Here is a 16,001-nt window from a genome sequence, read left to right on the forward strand (position 1 = left end):
GTCGTAACAAGGTAGCCGTACCGGAAGGTGCGGCTGGATCACCTCCTTTCTAAGGAGCGCCTGCCGGCGAAGGTCGGCTAGGAGCCCGCGGCCTGCGGATGTCGGGTCGGGGTTGCTCATTTGGCGGAGACACTGGTGAGTTTTCTGCCGGCAACGGCCACATGGATCTAGTACAGCTCCGAGTTTTCGGGGTGGGAACGGTGGTGTGGTGCGGCTGGTGGGGGATGTGAGCATCCTGTTGGGTCCTGAAAGAACAAGCCACGTGGTGGGTTGTTGTTTCGGATGGTCCAGGCATGGCCTGGTGCCGCATACCGCGCGATGTGGTCTCTGTGAAGGGGCTGGGTTGTGGTCTGGTGTGGTGCTGTGGGTTGTGGGTTGGTCGTTTGTTGAGAATTACACAGTGGACGCGAGCATCTTTGTGGTCAAGTTGTCAAGGGCGGACGGTGGATGCCTTGGCACCAGGAGCCGATGAAGGACGTGGGAGGCCGCGATAGGCCTGGGGGAGCTGTCAACCGAGCTGTGATCCCAGGGTGTCCGAATGGGGAAACCTGGCATCAGTCATGTGATGTCACCCGCACCTGAATGCATAGGGTGTGTGGAGGGAACGCGGGGAAGTGAAACATCTCAGTACCCGTAGGAAGAGAAAACAATAGTGATTCCGTGAGTAGTGGCGAGCGAAAGCGGATTTAGGCTAAACCGGTTGCGTGTGATACCTGTCAGGGGTTGCGTGGTCGGGGTTGTGGGACTCTGCTGGACAAGCTGACACTTGTTCGAGAAGTTATAAAGCCAGTTGCTAGCCGAATGGTGTGGGAAAGCCAACCGTAGTCGGTGATAGTCCGGTAGGTGAAAGTGGCTGGTCTTCTGTGGATGTTCCCGAGTAGCGGCGGACCCCTGTAATCTGCCGTGAATCTGCCAGGACCACCTGGTAAGCCTGAATACTTCCTGGTGACCGATAGCGGACTAGTACCGTGAGGGAATGGTGAAAAGTACCCCGGGAGGGGAGTGAAATAGTACCTGAAACCGTTCGCCTACAATCCGTCGGAGCCTTTAGGGGTGACGGCGTGCCTTTTGAAGAATGAGCCTGCGAGTTAGTGGCATGTGGCGAGGTTAACCCGTGTGGGGTAGCCGTAGCGAAAGCGAGTCTTAATAGGGCGTTTAGTCGCATGTTCTAGACCCGAAGCGGAGTGATCTAGCCATGGGCAGGCTGAAGCGCGGGTAAGACCGTGTGGAGGGCCGAACCCACCAACGTTGAAAAGTTGGGGGATGACCTGTGGTTAGGGGTGAAAGGCCAATCAAACTCCGTGATAGCTGGTTCTCCCCGAAATGCATTTAGGTGCAGCGTTGCGTGTTTCTTGCCGGAGGTAGAGCACTGGATGGTCTAGGGGGCCTACAAGCTTACCGAAATCAGCTAAACTCCGAATGCCGGTAAGTTAGAGCGTGGCAGTGAGACTGCGGGGGATAAGCTTCGTAGTCGAGAGGGAAACAGCCCAGATCACCAGCTAAGGCCCCTAAGCGTGTGCTAAGTGGAAAAGGATGTGGGGTCGCATAGACAACCAGGAGGTTGGCTTAGAAGCAGCCACCCTTTAAAGAGTGCGTAATAGCTCACTGGTCAAGTGGTTCCGCGCCGACAATGTAGCGGGGCTCAAGTACACCGCCGAAGCTGTGGCATTCACATTTTTACTTCGCCTGGAGCCTTTGGTTCCGGGTGCAGGTGTGTGGATGGGTAGGGGAGCGTCGTGCCGGGGGTGAAGCAGCGGAGTGATCCAGTTGTGGACGCGGCACGAGTGAGAATGCAGGCATGAGTAGCGAATGAAGGGTGAGAAACCCTTCCGCCGGATGACCAAGGGTTCCAGGGCTAGGTTAATCCGCCCTGGGTGAGTCGGGACCTAAGGCGAGGCCGAGAGGCGTAGTCGATGGACAACGGGTTGATATTCCCGTACCCGCGAAAGAGCGCCCATGATGAACCTCGTTGTGCTAACCATGTGATCTGGTGGAGGTCTTCGGACTGATGCTGGTGAGCCTGGGAACCTGGCGGGTAGTAGTCAAGCGATGGGGTGACGCAGGAAGGTAGCTGGACCCGGCCGGTGGTTGTGCCGGGGTAAGCGTGTAGGCCGGTGTGTAGGCAAATCCGCACACCTTGTGGCTGAGACGTGATGCCGAGCCGATTCAGGTGAAGTCAGTGATCCTATGCTGCCGAGAAAAGCCTCTAGCGAGTTCTTAGCGGCCCGTACCCCAAACCGACACAGGTGGTCAGGTAGAGAATACCGAGGCGATCGGGCGAACTGTGGTTAAGGAACTCGGCAAATTGCCCCCGTAACTTAGGGAGAAGGGGGGCCGGACGCGTGAAGGGACTTGCTCCTGGAGCGTGGTATGGCCGCAGAGAGCAGGGGGAAGCGACTGTTTACTAAAAACACAGGTCCATGCGAAGAAGTAATTCGATGTATATGGACTGACGCCTGCCCGGTGCTGGAACGTTAAGGGGACCGGTTAGCTCTTCGGGGCGAAGCTGAGAACTTAAGCGCCAGTAAACGGCGGTGGTAACTATAACCATCCTAAGGTAGCGAAATTCCTTGTCGGGTAAGTTCCGACCTGCACGAATGGCGTAACGACTTCCCCACTGTCTCAACCACAGGCCCGGCGAAATTGCATTACGAGTAAAGATGCTCGTTACGCGCGGCAGGACGGAAAGACCCCGGGACCTTTACTATAGCTTGACATTGGTATCTGAATTAGCTTGTGTAGGATAGGTGGGAGCCGGTGAAGCTTGTACGCCAGTACAGGTGGAGGCAATCTTGAAATACCACTCTGGTTGATTTGGGTATCTAACTTGGGGCCGTGATCCGGTTCAGGGACAGTGTCTGGTGGGTAGTTTAACTGGGGCGGTTGCCTCCTAAAGGGTAACGGAGGCGCCCAAAGGTTCCCTCATCCTGGTTGGCAATCAGGTGTTGAGTGTAAGTGCACAAGGGAGCTTGACTGTGAGACTGACGGGTCGAGCAGGGACGAAAGTCGGGACTAGTGATCCGGCACTTGCGTGTGGAAGCGGTGTCGCTCAACGGATAAAAGGTACCCCGGGGATAACAGGCTGATCTTCCCCAAGAGTCCATATCGACGGGATGGTTTGGCACCTCGATGTCGGCTCGTCGCATCCTGGGGCTGTAGCAGGTCCCAAGGGTTGGGCTGTTCGCCCATTAAAGCGGTACGCGAGCTGGGTTTAGAACGTCGTGAGACAGTTCGGTCCCTATCCGCCGTGCGCGTAGGATACTTGAGAAGGGCTGTCCCTAGTACGAGAGGACCGGGACGGACGAACCTCTGGTGTGCCAGTTGTTCCGCCAGGAGCATGGCTGGTTGGCTACGTTCGGAAGGGATAACCGCTGAAAGCATCTAAGCGGGAAGCTCGCTTCAAGATGAGGTATCCCACCCACTTTGGTGGGGTAAGGCTCCCAGTTAGACGACTGGGTTGATAGGCCGGAGATGTAAGCACGGTAACGTGTTGAGTTGACCGGTACTAATAGGCCGAGGACTTGACTACTAAGCTGCTACGCGTCCACTGTGTGATTCCCGACAAACGAACACCCGACCCCCCGCCCAGAAATTTTGGGTGGTGTTGGGGTGGTGTTTGATAAGTCGATAGTGTTACGGCGGTTATGGCGGAGGGGAAACGCCCGGTTACATTCCGAACCCGGAAGCTAAGCCCTCCAGCGCCGATGGTACTGCACTTGTGAGGGTGTGGGAGAGTAGGACACCGCCGGACTTCTTATAGTTGAGGGCCGCCCCTTTCCCAGGGGTCGGCCCTTAACTGTGTTACGCCCGCCGTCGCCGACGGCCCGAGGAAGGACATAGCTGTGAGTTCAGGACCGGAGGGCGGCAACCGCCCTCGTCGCGACGACGACCGACCCGAGCGCGGCCGCGACCGTGACTGGTCTTCACGAGGCGACCGTCCGCCGTACCGAGGTGACCGGGACCGGGGCGGAGCGGGTGACCGCGGCGGCTACTCCGGCGGCCAGCGCGGTGGCTACCGCGACGACCGGGACGGCGGCCGCCAGGGCGGCTCCGGCCAGGGCGGCTACCGGAGTGGGGATCGGGACCGTGGCCCACGTGACGGAGGTTCCCGTGAGGGTGGCTTCCGTGGCGGAGACCGTGATTCCCGCGGTGGCGGCTTCCGTGGTGGTGACCGGGACCGTGGCCCGCGTGAGGGCGGCTTCCGCGGTGGTGACCGTGAGGGCGGGTTCCGTTCGGGTCCGCCGCGTGAGGGTGGCTTCCGTGGCGGTGACCGGGACCGTGGTCCCCGTGAGGGTGGCTTCCGTGGCGGAGATCGCGACCGTGGCCCTCGTGACGGGGGTTCCCGTGAGGGTGGCTTCCGCGGTGGTGACCGCGACCGTGGTCCGCGTGAGGGCGGGTTCCGCGGTGGTGACCGTGACGGTGGATACCGTTCGGGTCCGCCACGTGACGGCGGCGACCGCGGCTTCCGGGGCGGAGACCGTGATTCCCGCGGTGGCGGGTTCCGTGGTGGTGACCGGGACCGTGGTCCGCGTGAGGGTGGTTTCCGCGGTGGTGACCGTGAGGGCGGGTTCCGTTCGGGTCCGCCGCGTGAGGGTGGCTTCCGCGGTGGCGACCGCGACCGTGGCCCTCGTGACGGGGGTTCCCGTGAGGGTGGCTTCCGCGGTGGTGACCGCGACCGTGGTCCCCGTGAGGGTGGCTTCCGTGGCGGTGACCGCGACCGTGGTCCCCGTGAGGGTGGCTTCCGTGGCGGAGATCGCGACCGTGGCCCTCGTGACGGGGGTTCCCGTGAGGGTGGCTTCCGCGGTGGTGACCGCGACCGTGGCCCGCGTGAGGGTGGTTTCCGCGGTGGTGACCGTGAGGGCGGGTTCCGTTCGGGTCCGCCGCGTGAGGGTGGCTTCCGTGGCGGTGACCGCGACCGTGGTCCCCGTGAGGGTGGCTTCCGTGGCGGCGACCGCGACCGCGGCCCTCGCGAGGGTGGCTACCGGGGCGGGGATCGTGACGGGGGCTTCCGTTCGGATCGCCCGCGTGGCGGGGACCGGCCGGGCGGGTTCCGTGGTGGTGACCGGGACCGTGGCCCGCGTGAGGGTGGTTTCCGTGGTGGTGACCGTGAGGGCGGGTTCCGTTCGGGTCCGCCGCGTGAGGGTGGCTTCCGCGGTGGTGACCGGGACCGTGGTCCCCGTGAGGGTGGCTTCCGTGGCGGCGACCGCGACCGCGGGCCCCGCGAGGGTGGCTACCGTGGCGACCGGGGAGGGGACGACCGGCGTGGCGGGTTCGACCGAGAGCAGCGCCGCGACGGCGGGTACCGCGACCGCGACGAGCACCGCCCGGCGACCGAGCCGGAGCGGGTGTCGGCGCCCGGCGCGCCCGAGTTGTCGGACGAGATCGTGGCCAGCGACCTGGACAAGGACGTACGGGCCGAACTGCTCTCGCTCGCCAAGCCGGTCGCGGAGACGGTTGCCCGACACCTCGTGGCGACCGGTCTGCTGATCGACGAGGAGCCTGAGGAGGCGCTGGCGCACGCGCTCGCCGCCCGTCGGTTGGCGTCGCGGATCGCCGCCGTACGTGAGGCGGTCGGGCTGGCGGCGTACCGGGCCGGGGAGTGGCAGACCGCGATCGCGGAGCTGCGGACGTACCACCGGATGAGCGGGCGGCAGACGCACCTGGCGGTGCTCGCGGACAGTGAGCGGGCGCTCGGCCGCCCGGAGCGGGCGATCGACCTGTTCCGGGGCGCGGACCGCGACGCGCTCGACCCGGCGACCGCGATCGAACTGCTCATCGTCGCGGCCGGGGCGCGCGGTGACCTCGGCCAGGGCGAGGCGGCGGTCGCGATGCTCCAGGTCCGCGAGCTCAGTGGCAAGGCGACCGAGCCGTGGGCCGGCCGGCTGCGGTACGCGTACGCGGACTCGCTGCTGGCGGTCGGGCGTCGGGACGAGGCCCGGGAGTGGTTCGCCCGGGCCGTGGAGGCCGACGAGGACGGTGAGACGGACGCGGCCGAGCGGCTGCTCGAACTCGACGGCGTGCAGATCGAGGGCGACGACGAGGAGCTCGAGGACGGCGACGAGACGGCTGTCGACGACGAGGCCGAGGGCCTCGGGGACGACGACCCGAACGCCGCGGCGGACGACGACACCGTGCCCGCCGACCGGGAGGTGGCAGCCGTCGAGACGGCCGCCGCCGTACGGGGCGACGACGGCGACCGGCCGGAGAGCGACGCCACGCGGGTGGACGAGACCGGGCACGGCGACGACGACAAGGACCTGTCGTTCGAGCCGGACGACGAGCCCTCGGCCGTCGCGTCCGGTCCGGATGCCGACGTCGACCGGTCGACCGGCAGCGACTCCGCCGACGGCGACGGTCAGACCGGTGGCGACGTGGCCGGTACGACCGGTGAACGGCCGGGGCCGGCCGGTCAGTGAGCGGGCCGCGGCAGGGTCGGCTGGTCGACGCGTACGACCTGGTCATTTTTGATCTTGACGGGGTCGTCTACCTGATCGACGAGCCGATTCCCGGTGCCGTCGAGGCGATCGGGCGGCTGCACGACGAGGGGCGGTCGGTGTCGTACGCGACGAACAACGCCTCCCGGCGGGCCGCCGACGTCGCGGAACTGCTGACCGGGATGGGGGTACCCGCCGGCGCTGACGAGGTGGTCACCTCGGCGGGGGCGGCCGCGGCCGTCCTCGCCGGGCGGCTGGCTCCCGGGGACCGGGTGCTCGTCGTCGGCGCCGACGCGTTGCGGGACGAGATCGGCGAGGTCGGTCTCGTCCCGGTCGGCCGCGCCGACGAGGAGCCGGTCGCGGTCGTCCAGGGCTACGGGCCACGGGTCGGCTGGGCCGAGCTGGCCGAGGCGGCGCTCGCGGTGCGGGCCGGCGCGATCTGGGTGGCGACGAACACCGACCGCACCCTGCCGAGCCCGCGCGGGCCGCTGCCCGGCAACGGGTCGCTGGTGGCGGTGCTGCGTACGGCGCTGGACCGGGACCCGGACATCGTGGTCGGGAAGCCGGCGCCGGGGCTGTTCCGTACCGGCGCCGAGCGGGTCGGTGCGTCCCGGCCGCTGGTCGTCGGTGACCGGCTCGACACCGACATCGAGGGTGCGGTGCGGGCCGGCATGGATTCGCTGCTGGTGCTGACCGGGGTCAGTGACGCCCGGGAGTTGCTGGGCGCACCCGCGGAGCGCCGACCCACCTTCGTCGGGTACGACCTACGTGGACTGTTCGACGTGGACGGTGTGGTGCGGGTGCCGGCGGGGGAGCCGGCGAGCGGCGGCTGGCGGGTGACCGGCGACGGGCTGCGGCTCGACGGGTCCGGGTCGACGCTCGACGCGCTCGCCGCCCTGTGCGCGGCGGCCTGGTCGCGGTCCGTGGCGCGCGAGGTGGCGCCGGCCGCCGGCTCGGAGCCGGCGCGGGCCGCGTTGCGGGAACTCGGCCTGACCGGCTGACCGGCTGCGGCGGGCTGGCCGTCCTCAGAGGAGCTTGCGCAGCTTCAGCAGGTCGAACGGGCTTGCGCTGATCGAGATCCGGCGGGTGCCGACGGCCCTGGTGACGTCGAGTTCGCCGCGGACGAGGGCGATCAGGTCGTCGCTGGAGGTGGTCAGCGCGATCTTGGCCTTCGGGTCGTCGCCGTCGGCGAGGTCGACCAGGTGGCCGTCGGTGAGCCGGCCGTGGAAGGCGGTGTCGAGGTCGGTGACCCGGCAGGCGAGGGTGCGGTCGAGGTCCACCCGGTCGCGTACCTTGGCCGCGTTCGCGGCGAGCCGGTCCGCCAGATCGTGCAGAGCCTGCCGGCACTCGTCAACCGTGGCCACCTGTCGCCTCCATCGTCGTCGTGTCGCCGGCCGGAGCCGCGCCGGCCGGGCGGGAGGTCGTGCTCCGATCGGCGTACGTCGTCACGGCGCGCCCGTTCTGCGCACCGTACCGCACCGTCCCGGTGGCGGCGCCCGGTAGCGTGACACCCGGAGGATTCGCGATCGGGAAGGGGACCGGGCATGCCGGACGCGTGGCGGGCATACCTCGAGATGGCTCTCGGGCTGACCGAGGCGTCGAAGAAGAAGGCCGAGCGGGCGGCCCGCAACCTCGTCGGTGCCGGCGGGGCGACCGCCGCCCAGCTCCAGGCGATGGCAGAGGAACTGCTGACCACGAGCGCGGCCAACCGGGAGGCGTTGACCAAGCTGGTCCGCTTCGAGGTGGACCGGACGCTGGGCGCGGTGGGGCTGGCCACGGCCGAGGAGGTCGCCGACCTGACCACCCGGGTACGTGATCTGGAGCGCGAACTGATCGAGACCCAGGCCCGCGCGGATGCGGCCGAGGCGGCCGGTGCCGCGTTGCTCCCGGCCGCCGGCGCACCGCCGGCGGCACCCACCGCCGCGAAGCCGGTGGCGAAGAAGGCCGTGGCCAAGAAGCCGGTGGCGAAGAAGCCGGTGGCGAAGAAGGCCGTGGCGAAGAAGGCGGTCGCGAAGAAGACCGTGGCGAAGCGGTCCGAGGTGGGCCGGGCGGTGTCGCCGCTGTTCGAGCCGGCCCCGGCCGACCTGGTCACCGAGCCGCCGGTCAGCCGGGCATCGGCCGTCGAGGCGCCGACCGAGGTGGCCGCCGCCCCGACCAAGGGGGTCACGCCCAGGCGCGCCGCGGCGAAGAAGGCGGCTCCGGCCAAGAAGGCGGTCGCGAAGAAGGCTGTCAAGAAGGCGGCCCCGCCGGCCGGGAGCGCGGAAGCGTGACCGTACCCGGAAGGCCCGGCCCGCCTCCGGGCGGTGCCCGGCCCGGCCCGCCGCCCGGTGGTCCCCGGCCGGCCCCGCCCGCCGGCGGCTTCCGACCGGCCGCGCCGGGCGACGGCCGGTGGTCGGCGGACGGGGACGCGTTGGCACTGCCGACCGTCGCCGGGGCCGGCGGCTCCGGCCACCCGGCGGTCGACGCCGCGATCCAGGCGATGGCCAACGCCGCCGACCTGCCGCCGGCGGACCAGATCGCCCAGTACGAGGCGGCGCACCGCACGCTCCAGGAAACCCTCGCCACCATCGACCACGGCTGACCGCCCGCCCTCCCGGAGACACCCATGGCTCGCCGTACCCGGCTGGACGCCGAACTCGTCCGTCGTGGCCTGGCCCGTTCCCGCGAACAGGCCGCCGCCCTCGTCGAGGCCGGGCGGGTCCAGGTGCGCGGGGTCGTCGCCCGCAAGGTCGCGGCCATGGTCGACCCGGCCGACCCGGTCCGGGTCGTCGGCGACGACCCGAAGCAGGAGTACGTCTCGCGCGGCGGCCACAAGCTGGCCGGCGCGCTGGCCGCGTTCGGGCCCGCCGGGCTGGCGGTGACCGGCCGGCGGTGCCTGGACGCGGGCGCGTCGACCGGCGGGTTCACCGACGTGCTGCTGCGCGCGGGGGCGGCCGAGGTCGTCGCGGTCGACGTCGGCTACGGCCAGCTCGCCTGGTCGCTGCGCGGCGACGACCGGGTACGGGTCTTCGAGCGGACCAACGTGCGGTCGCTGACCCCGGAGCAGATCGGTGGCCCGGTCGACCTGACGGTGGCGGACCTGTCGTTCATCTCGCTGCGGCTGGTGCTGCCGGCGCTCGCCGCGTGTACGCGTACCGACGGCGACCTGGCACTGATGGTCAAACCGCAGTTCGAGGTGGGGCGGGAGCGGGTCGGCGCGGGCGGGGTGGTCCGTGACCCGGCGCTGCGGGCCGAGGCGGTGCTGGACGTGGCGGCGTCGGCCGCCGCCCTCGGACTCGGCCTCGCCGACGTGGTGGCCAGCCCGCTGCCGGGGCCCAGCGGGAACGTGGAGTTCTTCGTGTGGTTGCGCCGCGGCGCGGCGGGGATCGGTGCGGAGCGGGTGCGGGCGGTCGTCGCGGCCGGGCCCGCGGGGGCAGCCGACGGCACCGACCCCGCCGAGGCGGACGGCGTCCCCGGGCCGGCCGCACCCGGCCCCGACGATCCCGGTCCGGCTCCCGGGCCGGGTGGTTTCGACGGTGCCGGGGTCGGCCCGGTGGCCGGTCGGCCGCGTACTGGGGAGGAGGCCCGATGAGTCGGGTGGCCCTGCTGGTGACCCACACCGGCCGGCGGCGCAGCACCGAGCACGCCCGGACGGTGGCCGCCGACCTCATGGAGGCGGGCTTCGAGGTTCGGGTGGTGGCCGACGAGGCCGAGGACCTCGACCTGCCGGGGATCGTGCCGGTCGACGGGGACACCCCGGCCGACGGGGCCGAGATCGTCTTCGCGCTCGGCGGGGACGGCACCTTCCTGCGCGCCGCCGACCTGGCCCGTCCGGCGAAGGCGCCGCTGCTCGGCATCAACCTCGGCAAGGTCGGCTTCCTGGCCGAGGCCGAGATCAACGACCTGGACCAGGCCGTACGCGACGTGGTCGACCGGGCGTACACGGTGGACGAGCGGTTGACGCTGGACGTGCGGGCGGAGTTCGACGGCGGGCCGACGATCGAGTCGTGGGCCCTGAACGAGGTCAGTGTCGAGAAGGGCGAGCGGGCCCAGATGCTGGAACTGCGCGTCGACGTCGACGGCCGGCCGCTGTCGAGGTACGGCTGCGACGGGGTGGTGTGTGCCACCCCGACCGGTTCGACGGCGTACGCGTTCTCGGCCGGGGGCCGGTGGTGTGGCCGGAGGTGGAGGCGCTGCTGCTGGTGCCGATCAGCGCGCACGCGCTGTTCAGCCGGCCGCTGGTGACCGCGCCGACGTCGACGTTCTCGATCACCGTCGACCCGTTCACCACGCTGGCCGTGCTGTGCTGCGACGGCCGGCGGGTCTACGACCTGCCGCCGGGGGCCCGGGTCACGGTGCAGCGGGGGCGGTGCCGGTGCGGATCGTCCGGTTGCGGCCCCGGCCGTTCACCGACCGGCTGGTCGCGAAGTTCGCCCTGCCGGTCGCGGGCTGGCGCGGGAACCGGGGCTGACCCGCCGTTCGGGGCCGGGCCGGGTGGTCGGGCCGGCGGTGCCGGCCGGTCCCACCGGGTGGCCGGGGTCCTTGATCGGCGACACGCCCGGGACCGCGGGCGTGGCCGGGGCGAATCCCCGGTCGGGCCACCGGTGGAGGCGTACGGCACCGTCGGCTGGCACGTCCGTGGCTGGTCAAGCGTCGGACCGCGCCACTACTGTCATTGCCTGTGTTGGAAGAGCTTCGAATCACCGGGCTGGGCGTCATCGAGGACACCACGCTGCCGTTGACCGGCGGCATGAACGTCATCACCGGTGAGACCGGTGCGGGCAAGACGATGGTGGTCACCGGGCTCGGACTGCTCTTCGGCGGGCGGGCCGACGCCGGCCGGGTGCGCGCCGCGCCGGGGCGGGCGGTCGTGGAGGGGCGGTTGCGGCTGTCCGAGCCGACCGCCACCGGGGTGCACACCCGGGTCGCCGACGCCGGCGGGGAGCCCGACGACGACGGCTGCCTGCTGTTGAGCCGTACGGTGACGGTCGAGGGCCGGTCGCGGGCGCATGTCGGGGGGCGCGCGATGCCGGTGTCGATGTTGGGCGAGATCGGCGAGCAGGTGGTGGCGGTCCACGGCCAGTCCGACCAGTTGCGGCTGCTGCGGCCGGCCGAGCAGCGGGCGGCGCTGGACCGGTTCGCCGGGCCGGAGCACGAGAAGCTGCTGGCGACGGCGCACGAGTCGTACGCGCAGTGGCGCCGGGTCGCCGACGACCTGGCCGACCGGCGCCGTAACGCGCGGGCGCGCAACCAGGAGGCCGACCTGCTGCGGCTGGGCCTGGACGAGATCAGCCGGGCCGATCCGCAGCCCGGTGAGGACGAGGAGCTGAAGGCCGAGGCGCAGCGGCTGGAGCACGCCGAGGGGCTGCGCACCGCGGCGCAGTTGGCGTACGTGTCGCTGGCCGGTGCCGGCGACGTCGCTGACGAGACGCCCGACGTGACCGGCCTGCTGGGAGCGGCGCGGCGCACGCTGGAGGCGCAGGCGGGTGTCGACCGTGTCCTCGGTGACCTCGGTGGTCGCCTCGAGGAGGCGGCGACCCTGGTCGGTGACGTCGCGGCGGAGCTGTCGTCCTACCTGGACTCGCTGGACGCCGATCCGGCCCGGCTCCAGGCGGTCTACGAGCGGCGGGCGGTGCTGCGCGGGCTGACCCGCAAGTACGCCGACGACGTCGACGGGGTGGTCGCCTGGGCGGAGCGGGCGCGTACCCGGCTGTCCGAGTTGGACAGTTCCGACGACGTGCTGGAGGAGTTGGAGCGGGAACGGGTCCGGCTGTCGGCCGAGGTCGCCGATCTGGCCGCGCGGTTGACGGCGGCGCGGCGGGCCGCCGCGGCCCGGTTCGCCGACGAGGTGACGGTGGAGTTGGCCGGGTTGGCGATGCCGCACGCGCGGATCGAGATCGCGGTGCTGCCGCGGCCGGTCGGGCGTGGCGAGCCGACGGTGACGGTCGACGGGGTCGAGGTCGGGATCGGGCCGGACGGCGCCGACGAGGTGGAGTTGCGGTTGCTGGCCCATCCGGGCGCGCCGTCGCTGCCGTTGCAGCGGGGGGCGTCCGGCGGTGAGCTGTCGCGGGTGATGCTGGCGATCGAGGTGGTGTTCGCGGGCTCGGGCGGGCCGCCGACACTGGTCTTCGACGAGGTCGACTCGGGTGTCGGTGGGCAGGCGGCGGTGGAAATCGGTCGCCGGTTGGCCCGGTTGGCGCGTAGCCACCAGGTGCTGGTGGTGACGCACCTGCCGCAGGTGGCGGCGTTCGCCGACCGGCACCTGGTGGTCGCCAAGGACACCGGGGGAGCGGTCACGACCAGCGGGGTGCAGGTGGTGGAGGACACCGAGCGGGCCCGCGAACTGGCCCGGATGCTGGCTGGTTTGCCCGATTCGGACCTGGGTATCGCACATGCCGAGGAACTACTGGCGGTGGCGGCTCGCGAAAGGCGCCACTGAGCATTCCGTGTGACAATAGCCACACGGATTCCCGCTCTGGTGTGCTTCCCTGGAGGTTGCGACTCTGCTCGGGGCATGTCGCAACAGGAAACTGTGCCTCACATGCCAGGATGGTGCCGATGCGTCTACCCACCTTGCGCCGGACCCGGACCGTCGAACCGGGCATCGTCACCGGCACCGCACGCCTCGACCGGCGGACGAAACGCATGGTCGGACGATTGCGGCCGGGTGACATCGCGATCATCGACCATGTCGACCTGGACCGGGTGGCGGCGGACTCGCTGGTCGCCGTCGGCGTCGCCGCGGTTCTCAACGCCAAGCCGTCGGTCTCCGGCCGTTACCCCAACCTCGGTCCGGAGGTGCTGATCGAGGCCGGCATCCCGCTGCTCGACGACCTCGGCGAGACCGCGTTCCAGGCGATCCGCGAGGGTGACACGGTCCGGATCGACGGCAACACGGTGCTGCTGGACGGCGAGCCGGTGGCGCACGGTGTCCGGCAGGACGCCGAGACCGTCGCCAAGGCCATGGCCGACGCCCGGGAGGGCCTGTCGGTGCAGTTGGAGGCGTTCGCCGCCAACACGATGGAATACCTCAAGCAGGAACGTGACCTGCTGTTCGACGGGGTGGGCGTACCCGAGATCGAGACCCGTATCGGCGGCCGGCACTGCCTGATCGTGGTCCGCGGCTACGACTACAAGGCCGACCTGGACGTGCTGCGCCCCTACATCCGCGAGTACAAGCCGGTCCTGATCGGCGTCGACGGCGGCGCCGACGCACTGGTCGAGGCGGGCTACACCCCCGACATGATCATCGGCGACATGGACTCGGTCACCGACGACGTGCTGCGCTGTGGCGCCGAGGTGATCGTGCACGCCTATCCCGACGGGCGGGCCCCCGGCCTGGCCCGGGTGCAGCAGCTCGGCCTGTCGGCGGTGACGTTCCCGGCCGCGGCGACCAGCGAGGACCTGGCGATGCTGCTCGCCGACGAGAAGGGCGCGTCGCTGCTGGTCGCGGTCGGCACCCACGCCACCCTGGTGGAGTTCCTCGACAAGGGGCGCGGCGGCATGGCGTCGACGTTCCTCACCCGGCTCAAGGTCGGTGGCAAACTGGTCGACGCCAAGGGCGTCAGCCGGCTCTACCGGCAGAACATCTCCGGATCGTCGCTGCTGTTGCTGGTGCTGTCGGCGGTGGCCGCCATGGCGTCGGCGGTGGCCGTGTCCACCGTCGGCAAGACCTATCTCGGGGTCGCCTCCGAATGGTGGGACAATCTGGTCTTCCAGATCGGACAGCTGCTGGGACGGCTCTTCTAGTCCCCCGTTGCTCAAGGGGCTTCAGGCGTGATCAATTTCCGGTACCACGTGGTGTCGCTCACCGCGGTGTTCCTGGCGCTGGCCATCGGGCTGGTCGTCGGCACCGCGGCGCTGAACGGACCGGTGGCCGACCAGTTGAACGACACCGTCAACGGACTGCGCAAGGACAACCAGCAGTTGCGGGAGACGGTCAGCAGCCTCCAGCGGGAGGTCGACCTCGAGGAGGACTTCGTCGCCGAGGCCGCTCCGGTCATGCTCGCCGGCAAGCTCACCGACCGCCGCGTCGCGCTCGTGGTGCTGCCGTCCGGCCAGGACCACGTCGAGGGTGTCACCGCGATGCTCGAGACCGCCGGAGCCAGCGTGACCGGCAGGATCGATGTGCTGGACAAGTTCGTCGACCCGGAGAACGGCACCGAACTGCTCGAACTCGCCACCCGCGCGCTGCCGACCAGCGTCCCCGCCGCCGACCTGCCCCGCAACAGCAACGGTGTGGAGACATCCGCCGCGTTGCTGGCCAACGTGCTGCTCGAACGCCCGCAGGGCACCCCGCCGGTCGTCGAGGCCGACGTCAAGTCGGTGCTGAGCGCCTACCGCACCGCCGGCTACATCAACGCCGACGAGCAGATCGGCACCCCCGCCCAGGGGGTCCTGCTGGTCACCGGTCAGCCGTACGTCGACCGGGACTTCGCCAAGAAGGACTCGGCGGTGGTCACCATCGCCGCGCAGTTCGACCGGGTCGGGCCGCTCGTCGTGGCCGGCACCGGCGCCAGTGGCGGCAACGTCGTCGCGGTCGTCCGCGGTGACCCCACCCTGTCGAAGACGATCTCGACCATCGACCACGCCAACACCCTGCAGGGCCAGCTGGTCACCGTGCTCGCCCTCGCCGAGCAGTTCATGTTCAACCGGGCCGGACAGTACGGCGTCAACAGCGGTGCCGCCGGTCTCGTACCGAAGATGACCGAGTGAACGCCCGACGTCTCGCCGGCCGCCTCCTGGTGGCCGGCGTCGGTGTGCTCGCCGCCCGCGCCGCGCTGGGCGCGGTGGCCGCCACCCCGCAGGCACCGGCCCTGGACCGCACCAACTTCCGGGGCCGCACCGTGACGCTGGCCGCCGGACCGGCCCTGGCCGTCGGGGCGTCGGTCGCCGCCGCCGCCGGAGCGCCCGGGCCGGCGTCCGGTGCCGCCGCCGCGGTCGCCGGACTCGCCTGCGGCGCAGTCGGCCTCTACGACGACGTCGTCGGCGCCCGCCCCGACCAGAAGGCGGCCAAGGGCTTCGCCGGCCATCTGCGCGCCCTGGGGGACGGCCGGGTCACCAGCGGCCTGCTGAAGATCGTCGGAGTGGGTGCGGCCGGACTCGCCGCCGCGAGCCTGCTCGCCGCCGACCCGACCGTACGGGCCCACCGGCACCGCCGTGGCCAGCGCCGTACCGGCCGGGTCGTCGACACACTGCTCGGCGCCGGGGTCGTCGCCGGCACCGCCAACCTGGTCAACCTGCTCGACCTGCGGCCCGGCCGGGCGCTGAAGTCGGGGCTGCTGCTCGGCGCCCCGCTGGTGTCCGGGCCCGCCGGCGGGTTGGCCGCCGGACCGGTCGGTGCCGCCGCCGCGCTGCTGCCCGACGACCTCGACGAGCGGGTCATGCTCGGCGACTCCGGCGCCAACGCGCTCGGTGCCCTGCTCGGGGTGGCGCTGGCCGCCCGGACCGGGCCGCTGGGGCGGGCCGGGATCCTGGCGGTGCTCACCGCGCTGACCGCCGCCAGCGAGAAGGTCAGCTTCACCCAGGTGATCCAGCGCACCCCGGGGCTGCGGGAGCTGGACGCGCTGGGCCGGCGTAGCGCCTGAC

General features: G+C 70.2%; 11 protein-coding genes, 3 rRNA genes and 1 pseudogene (1 of these 15 cut by a window edge). 13 read left to right on the plus strand and 2 right to left on the minus strand.

What is annotated here, in order from left to right; genetic code table 11:
• The 3 genes from Prubr_RS24335 to rrf form a co-directional block, all read left to right on the plus strand.
• Positions 1–49 (plus strand): 16S ribosomal RNA (locus Prubr_RS24335) (it extends 1,467 nt beyond the left edge of the window).
• Between the two features lie 371 nt (positions 50–420).
• Positions 421–3,529, plus strand: a 23S ribosomal RNA gene (locus tag Prubr_RS24340).
• 105 nt (positions 3,530–3,634) lie between these two features.
• A 5S ribosomal RNA gene (gene rrf, locus Prubr_RS24345) occupies positions 3,635–3,751 on the plus strand.
• The 16S, 23S and 5S rRNA genes sit together here, the layout of an rRNA operon.
• A gap of 172 nt (positions 3,752–3,923) precedes the next feature.
• Here the strand turns inward: rrf and Prubr_RS24350 are convergent.
• Entirely contained in the window at positions 3,924–5,321 is a 1,398-nt protein-coding gene (locus tag Prubr_RS24350) for a hypothetical protein (RefSeq protein WP_212817185.1), read from the minus strand.
• A 99-nt stretch (positions 5,322–5,420) separates the two neighbouring features.
• Between Prubr_RS24350 and Prubr_RS24355 the strand changes: the two genes are divergently transcribed.
• Positions 5,421–6,416: a tetratricopeptide repeat protein gene (locus Prubr_RS24355; protein ID WP_246569026.1), complete on the plus strand. Its 996-nt coding sequence runs from the start codon at positions 5,421–5,423 to the stop codon at positions 6,414–6,416.
• The gene (locus Prubr_RS24360) at positions 6,413–7,435 is read left to right on the plus strand and encodes an HAD-IIA family hydrolase (RefSeq protein WP_212817187.1); all 1,023 of its coding nucleotides are present in this window, start codon (positions 6,413–6,415) and stop codon (positions 7,433–7,435) included. The genes Prubr_RS24355 and Prubr_RS24360 overlap by 4 nt, the downstream gene beginning before the upstream one ends.
• A gap of 24 nt (positions 7,436–7,459) precedes the next feature.
• On the opposite strand, the gene Prubr_RS24365 is transcribed toward Prubr_RS24360, so the two are convergent.
• Positions 7,460–7,798 (minus strand): SCP2 sterol-binding domain-containing protein, encoded by a 339-nt coding sequence (locus Prubr_RS24365; RefSeq protein ID WP_212817189.1) that lies wholly within the window; start codon positions 7,796–7,798, stop codon positions 7,460–7,462.
• Between the two features lie 180 nt (positions 7,799–7,978).
• Here Prubr_RS24365 and Prubr_RS24370 point away from each other — a divergent pair, with 180 nt between their 5' ends.
• From Prubr_RS24370 to Prubr_RS24405, 8 genes and pseudogenes are all read left to right on the plus strand, one after another.
• Positions 7,979–8,704, plus strand: coding sequence for a phasin family protein (locus tag Prubr_RS24370; RefSeq protein ID WP_212817191.1), 726 nt, complete (start codon positions 7,979–7,981; stop codon positions 8,702–8,704).
• A complete protein-coding gene (locus Prubr_RS24375; RefSeq protein WP_212817193.1) occupies positions 8,701–9,015 on the plus strand; it encodes a hypothetical protein in 315 nt (104 codons plus the stop codon). The genes Prubr_RS24370 and Prubr_RS24375 overlap by 4 nt, the downstream gene beginning before the upstream one ends.
• A gap of 24 nt (positions 9,016–9,039) precedes the next feature.
• Positions 9,040–10,005, plus strand: a complete 966-nt coding sequence (locus Prubr_RS24380; RefSeq protein WP_212817195.1) for a TlyA family RNA methyltransferase — start codon at positions 9,040–9,042, stop codon at positions 10,003–10,005.
• Positions 10,002–10,884, plus strand: a pseudogene (locus tag Prubr_RS24385) (NAD kinase). Before Prubr_RS24380 ends, Prubr_RS24385 begins: the two are co-directional and overlap by 4 nt.
• A gap of 210 nt (positions 10,885–11,094) precedes the next feature.
• Positions 11,095–12,852, plus strand: coding sequence for a DNA repair protein RecN (gene recN / locus Prubr_RS24390; protein ID WP_212817197.1), 1,758 nt, complete (start codon positions 11,095–11,097; stop codon positions 12,850–12,852).
• 119 nt (positions 12,853–12,971) lie between these two features.
• Positions 12,972–14,162 (plus strand): putative cytokinetic ring protein SteA, encoded by a 1,191-nt coding sequence (gene steA / locus Prubr_RS24395; RefSeq protein WP_212817199.1) that lies wholly within the window; start codon positions 12,972–12,974, stop codon positions 14,160–14,162.
• 27 nt (positions 14,163–14,189) lie between these two features.
• Positions 14,190–15,128: a copper transporter gene (locus Prubr_RS24400; RefSeq protein WP_212817201.1), complete on the plus strand. Its 939-nt coding sequence runs from the start codon at positions 14,190–14,192 to the stop codon at positions 15,126–15,128.
• Positions 15,125–16,000, plus strand: a complete 876-nt coding sequence (locus Prubr_RS24405; protein WP_212817203.1) for a hypothetical protein — start codon at positions 15,125–15,127, stop codon at positions 15,998–16,000. The genes Prubr_RS24400 and Prubr_RS24405 overlap by 4 nt, the downstream gene beginning before the upstream one ends.
• Position 16,001 lies beyond the last annotated feature (1 nt).

The sequence above is a fragment of the Polymorphospora rubra genome, assembly GCF_018324255.1.
GTDB lineage: Bacteria > Actinomycetota > Actinomycetes > Mycobacteriales > Micromonosporaceae > Polymorphospora > Polymorphospora rubra.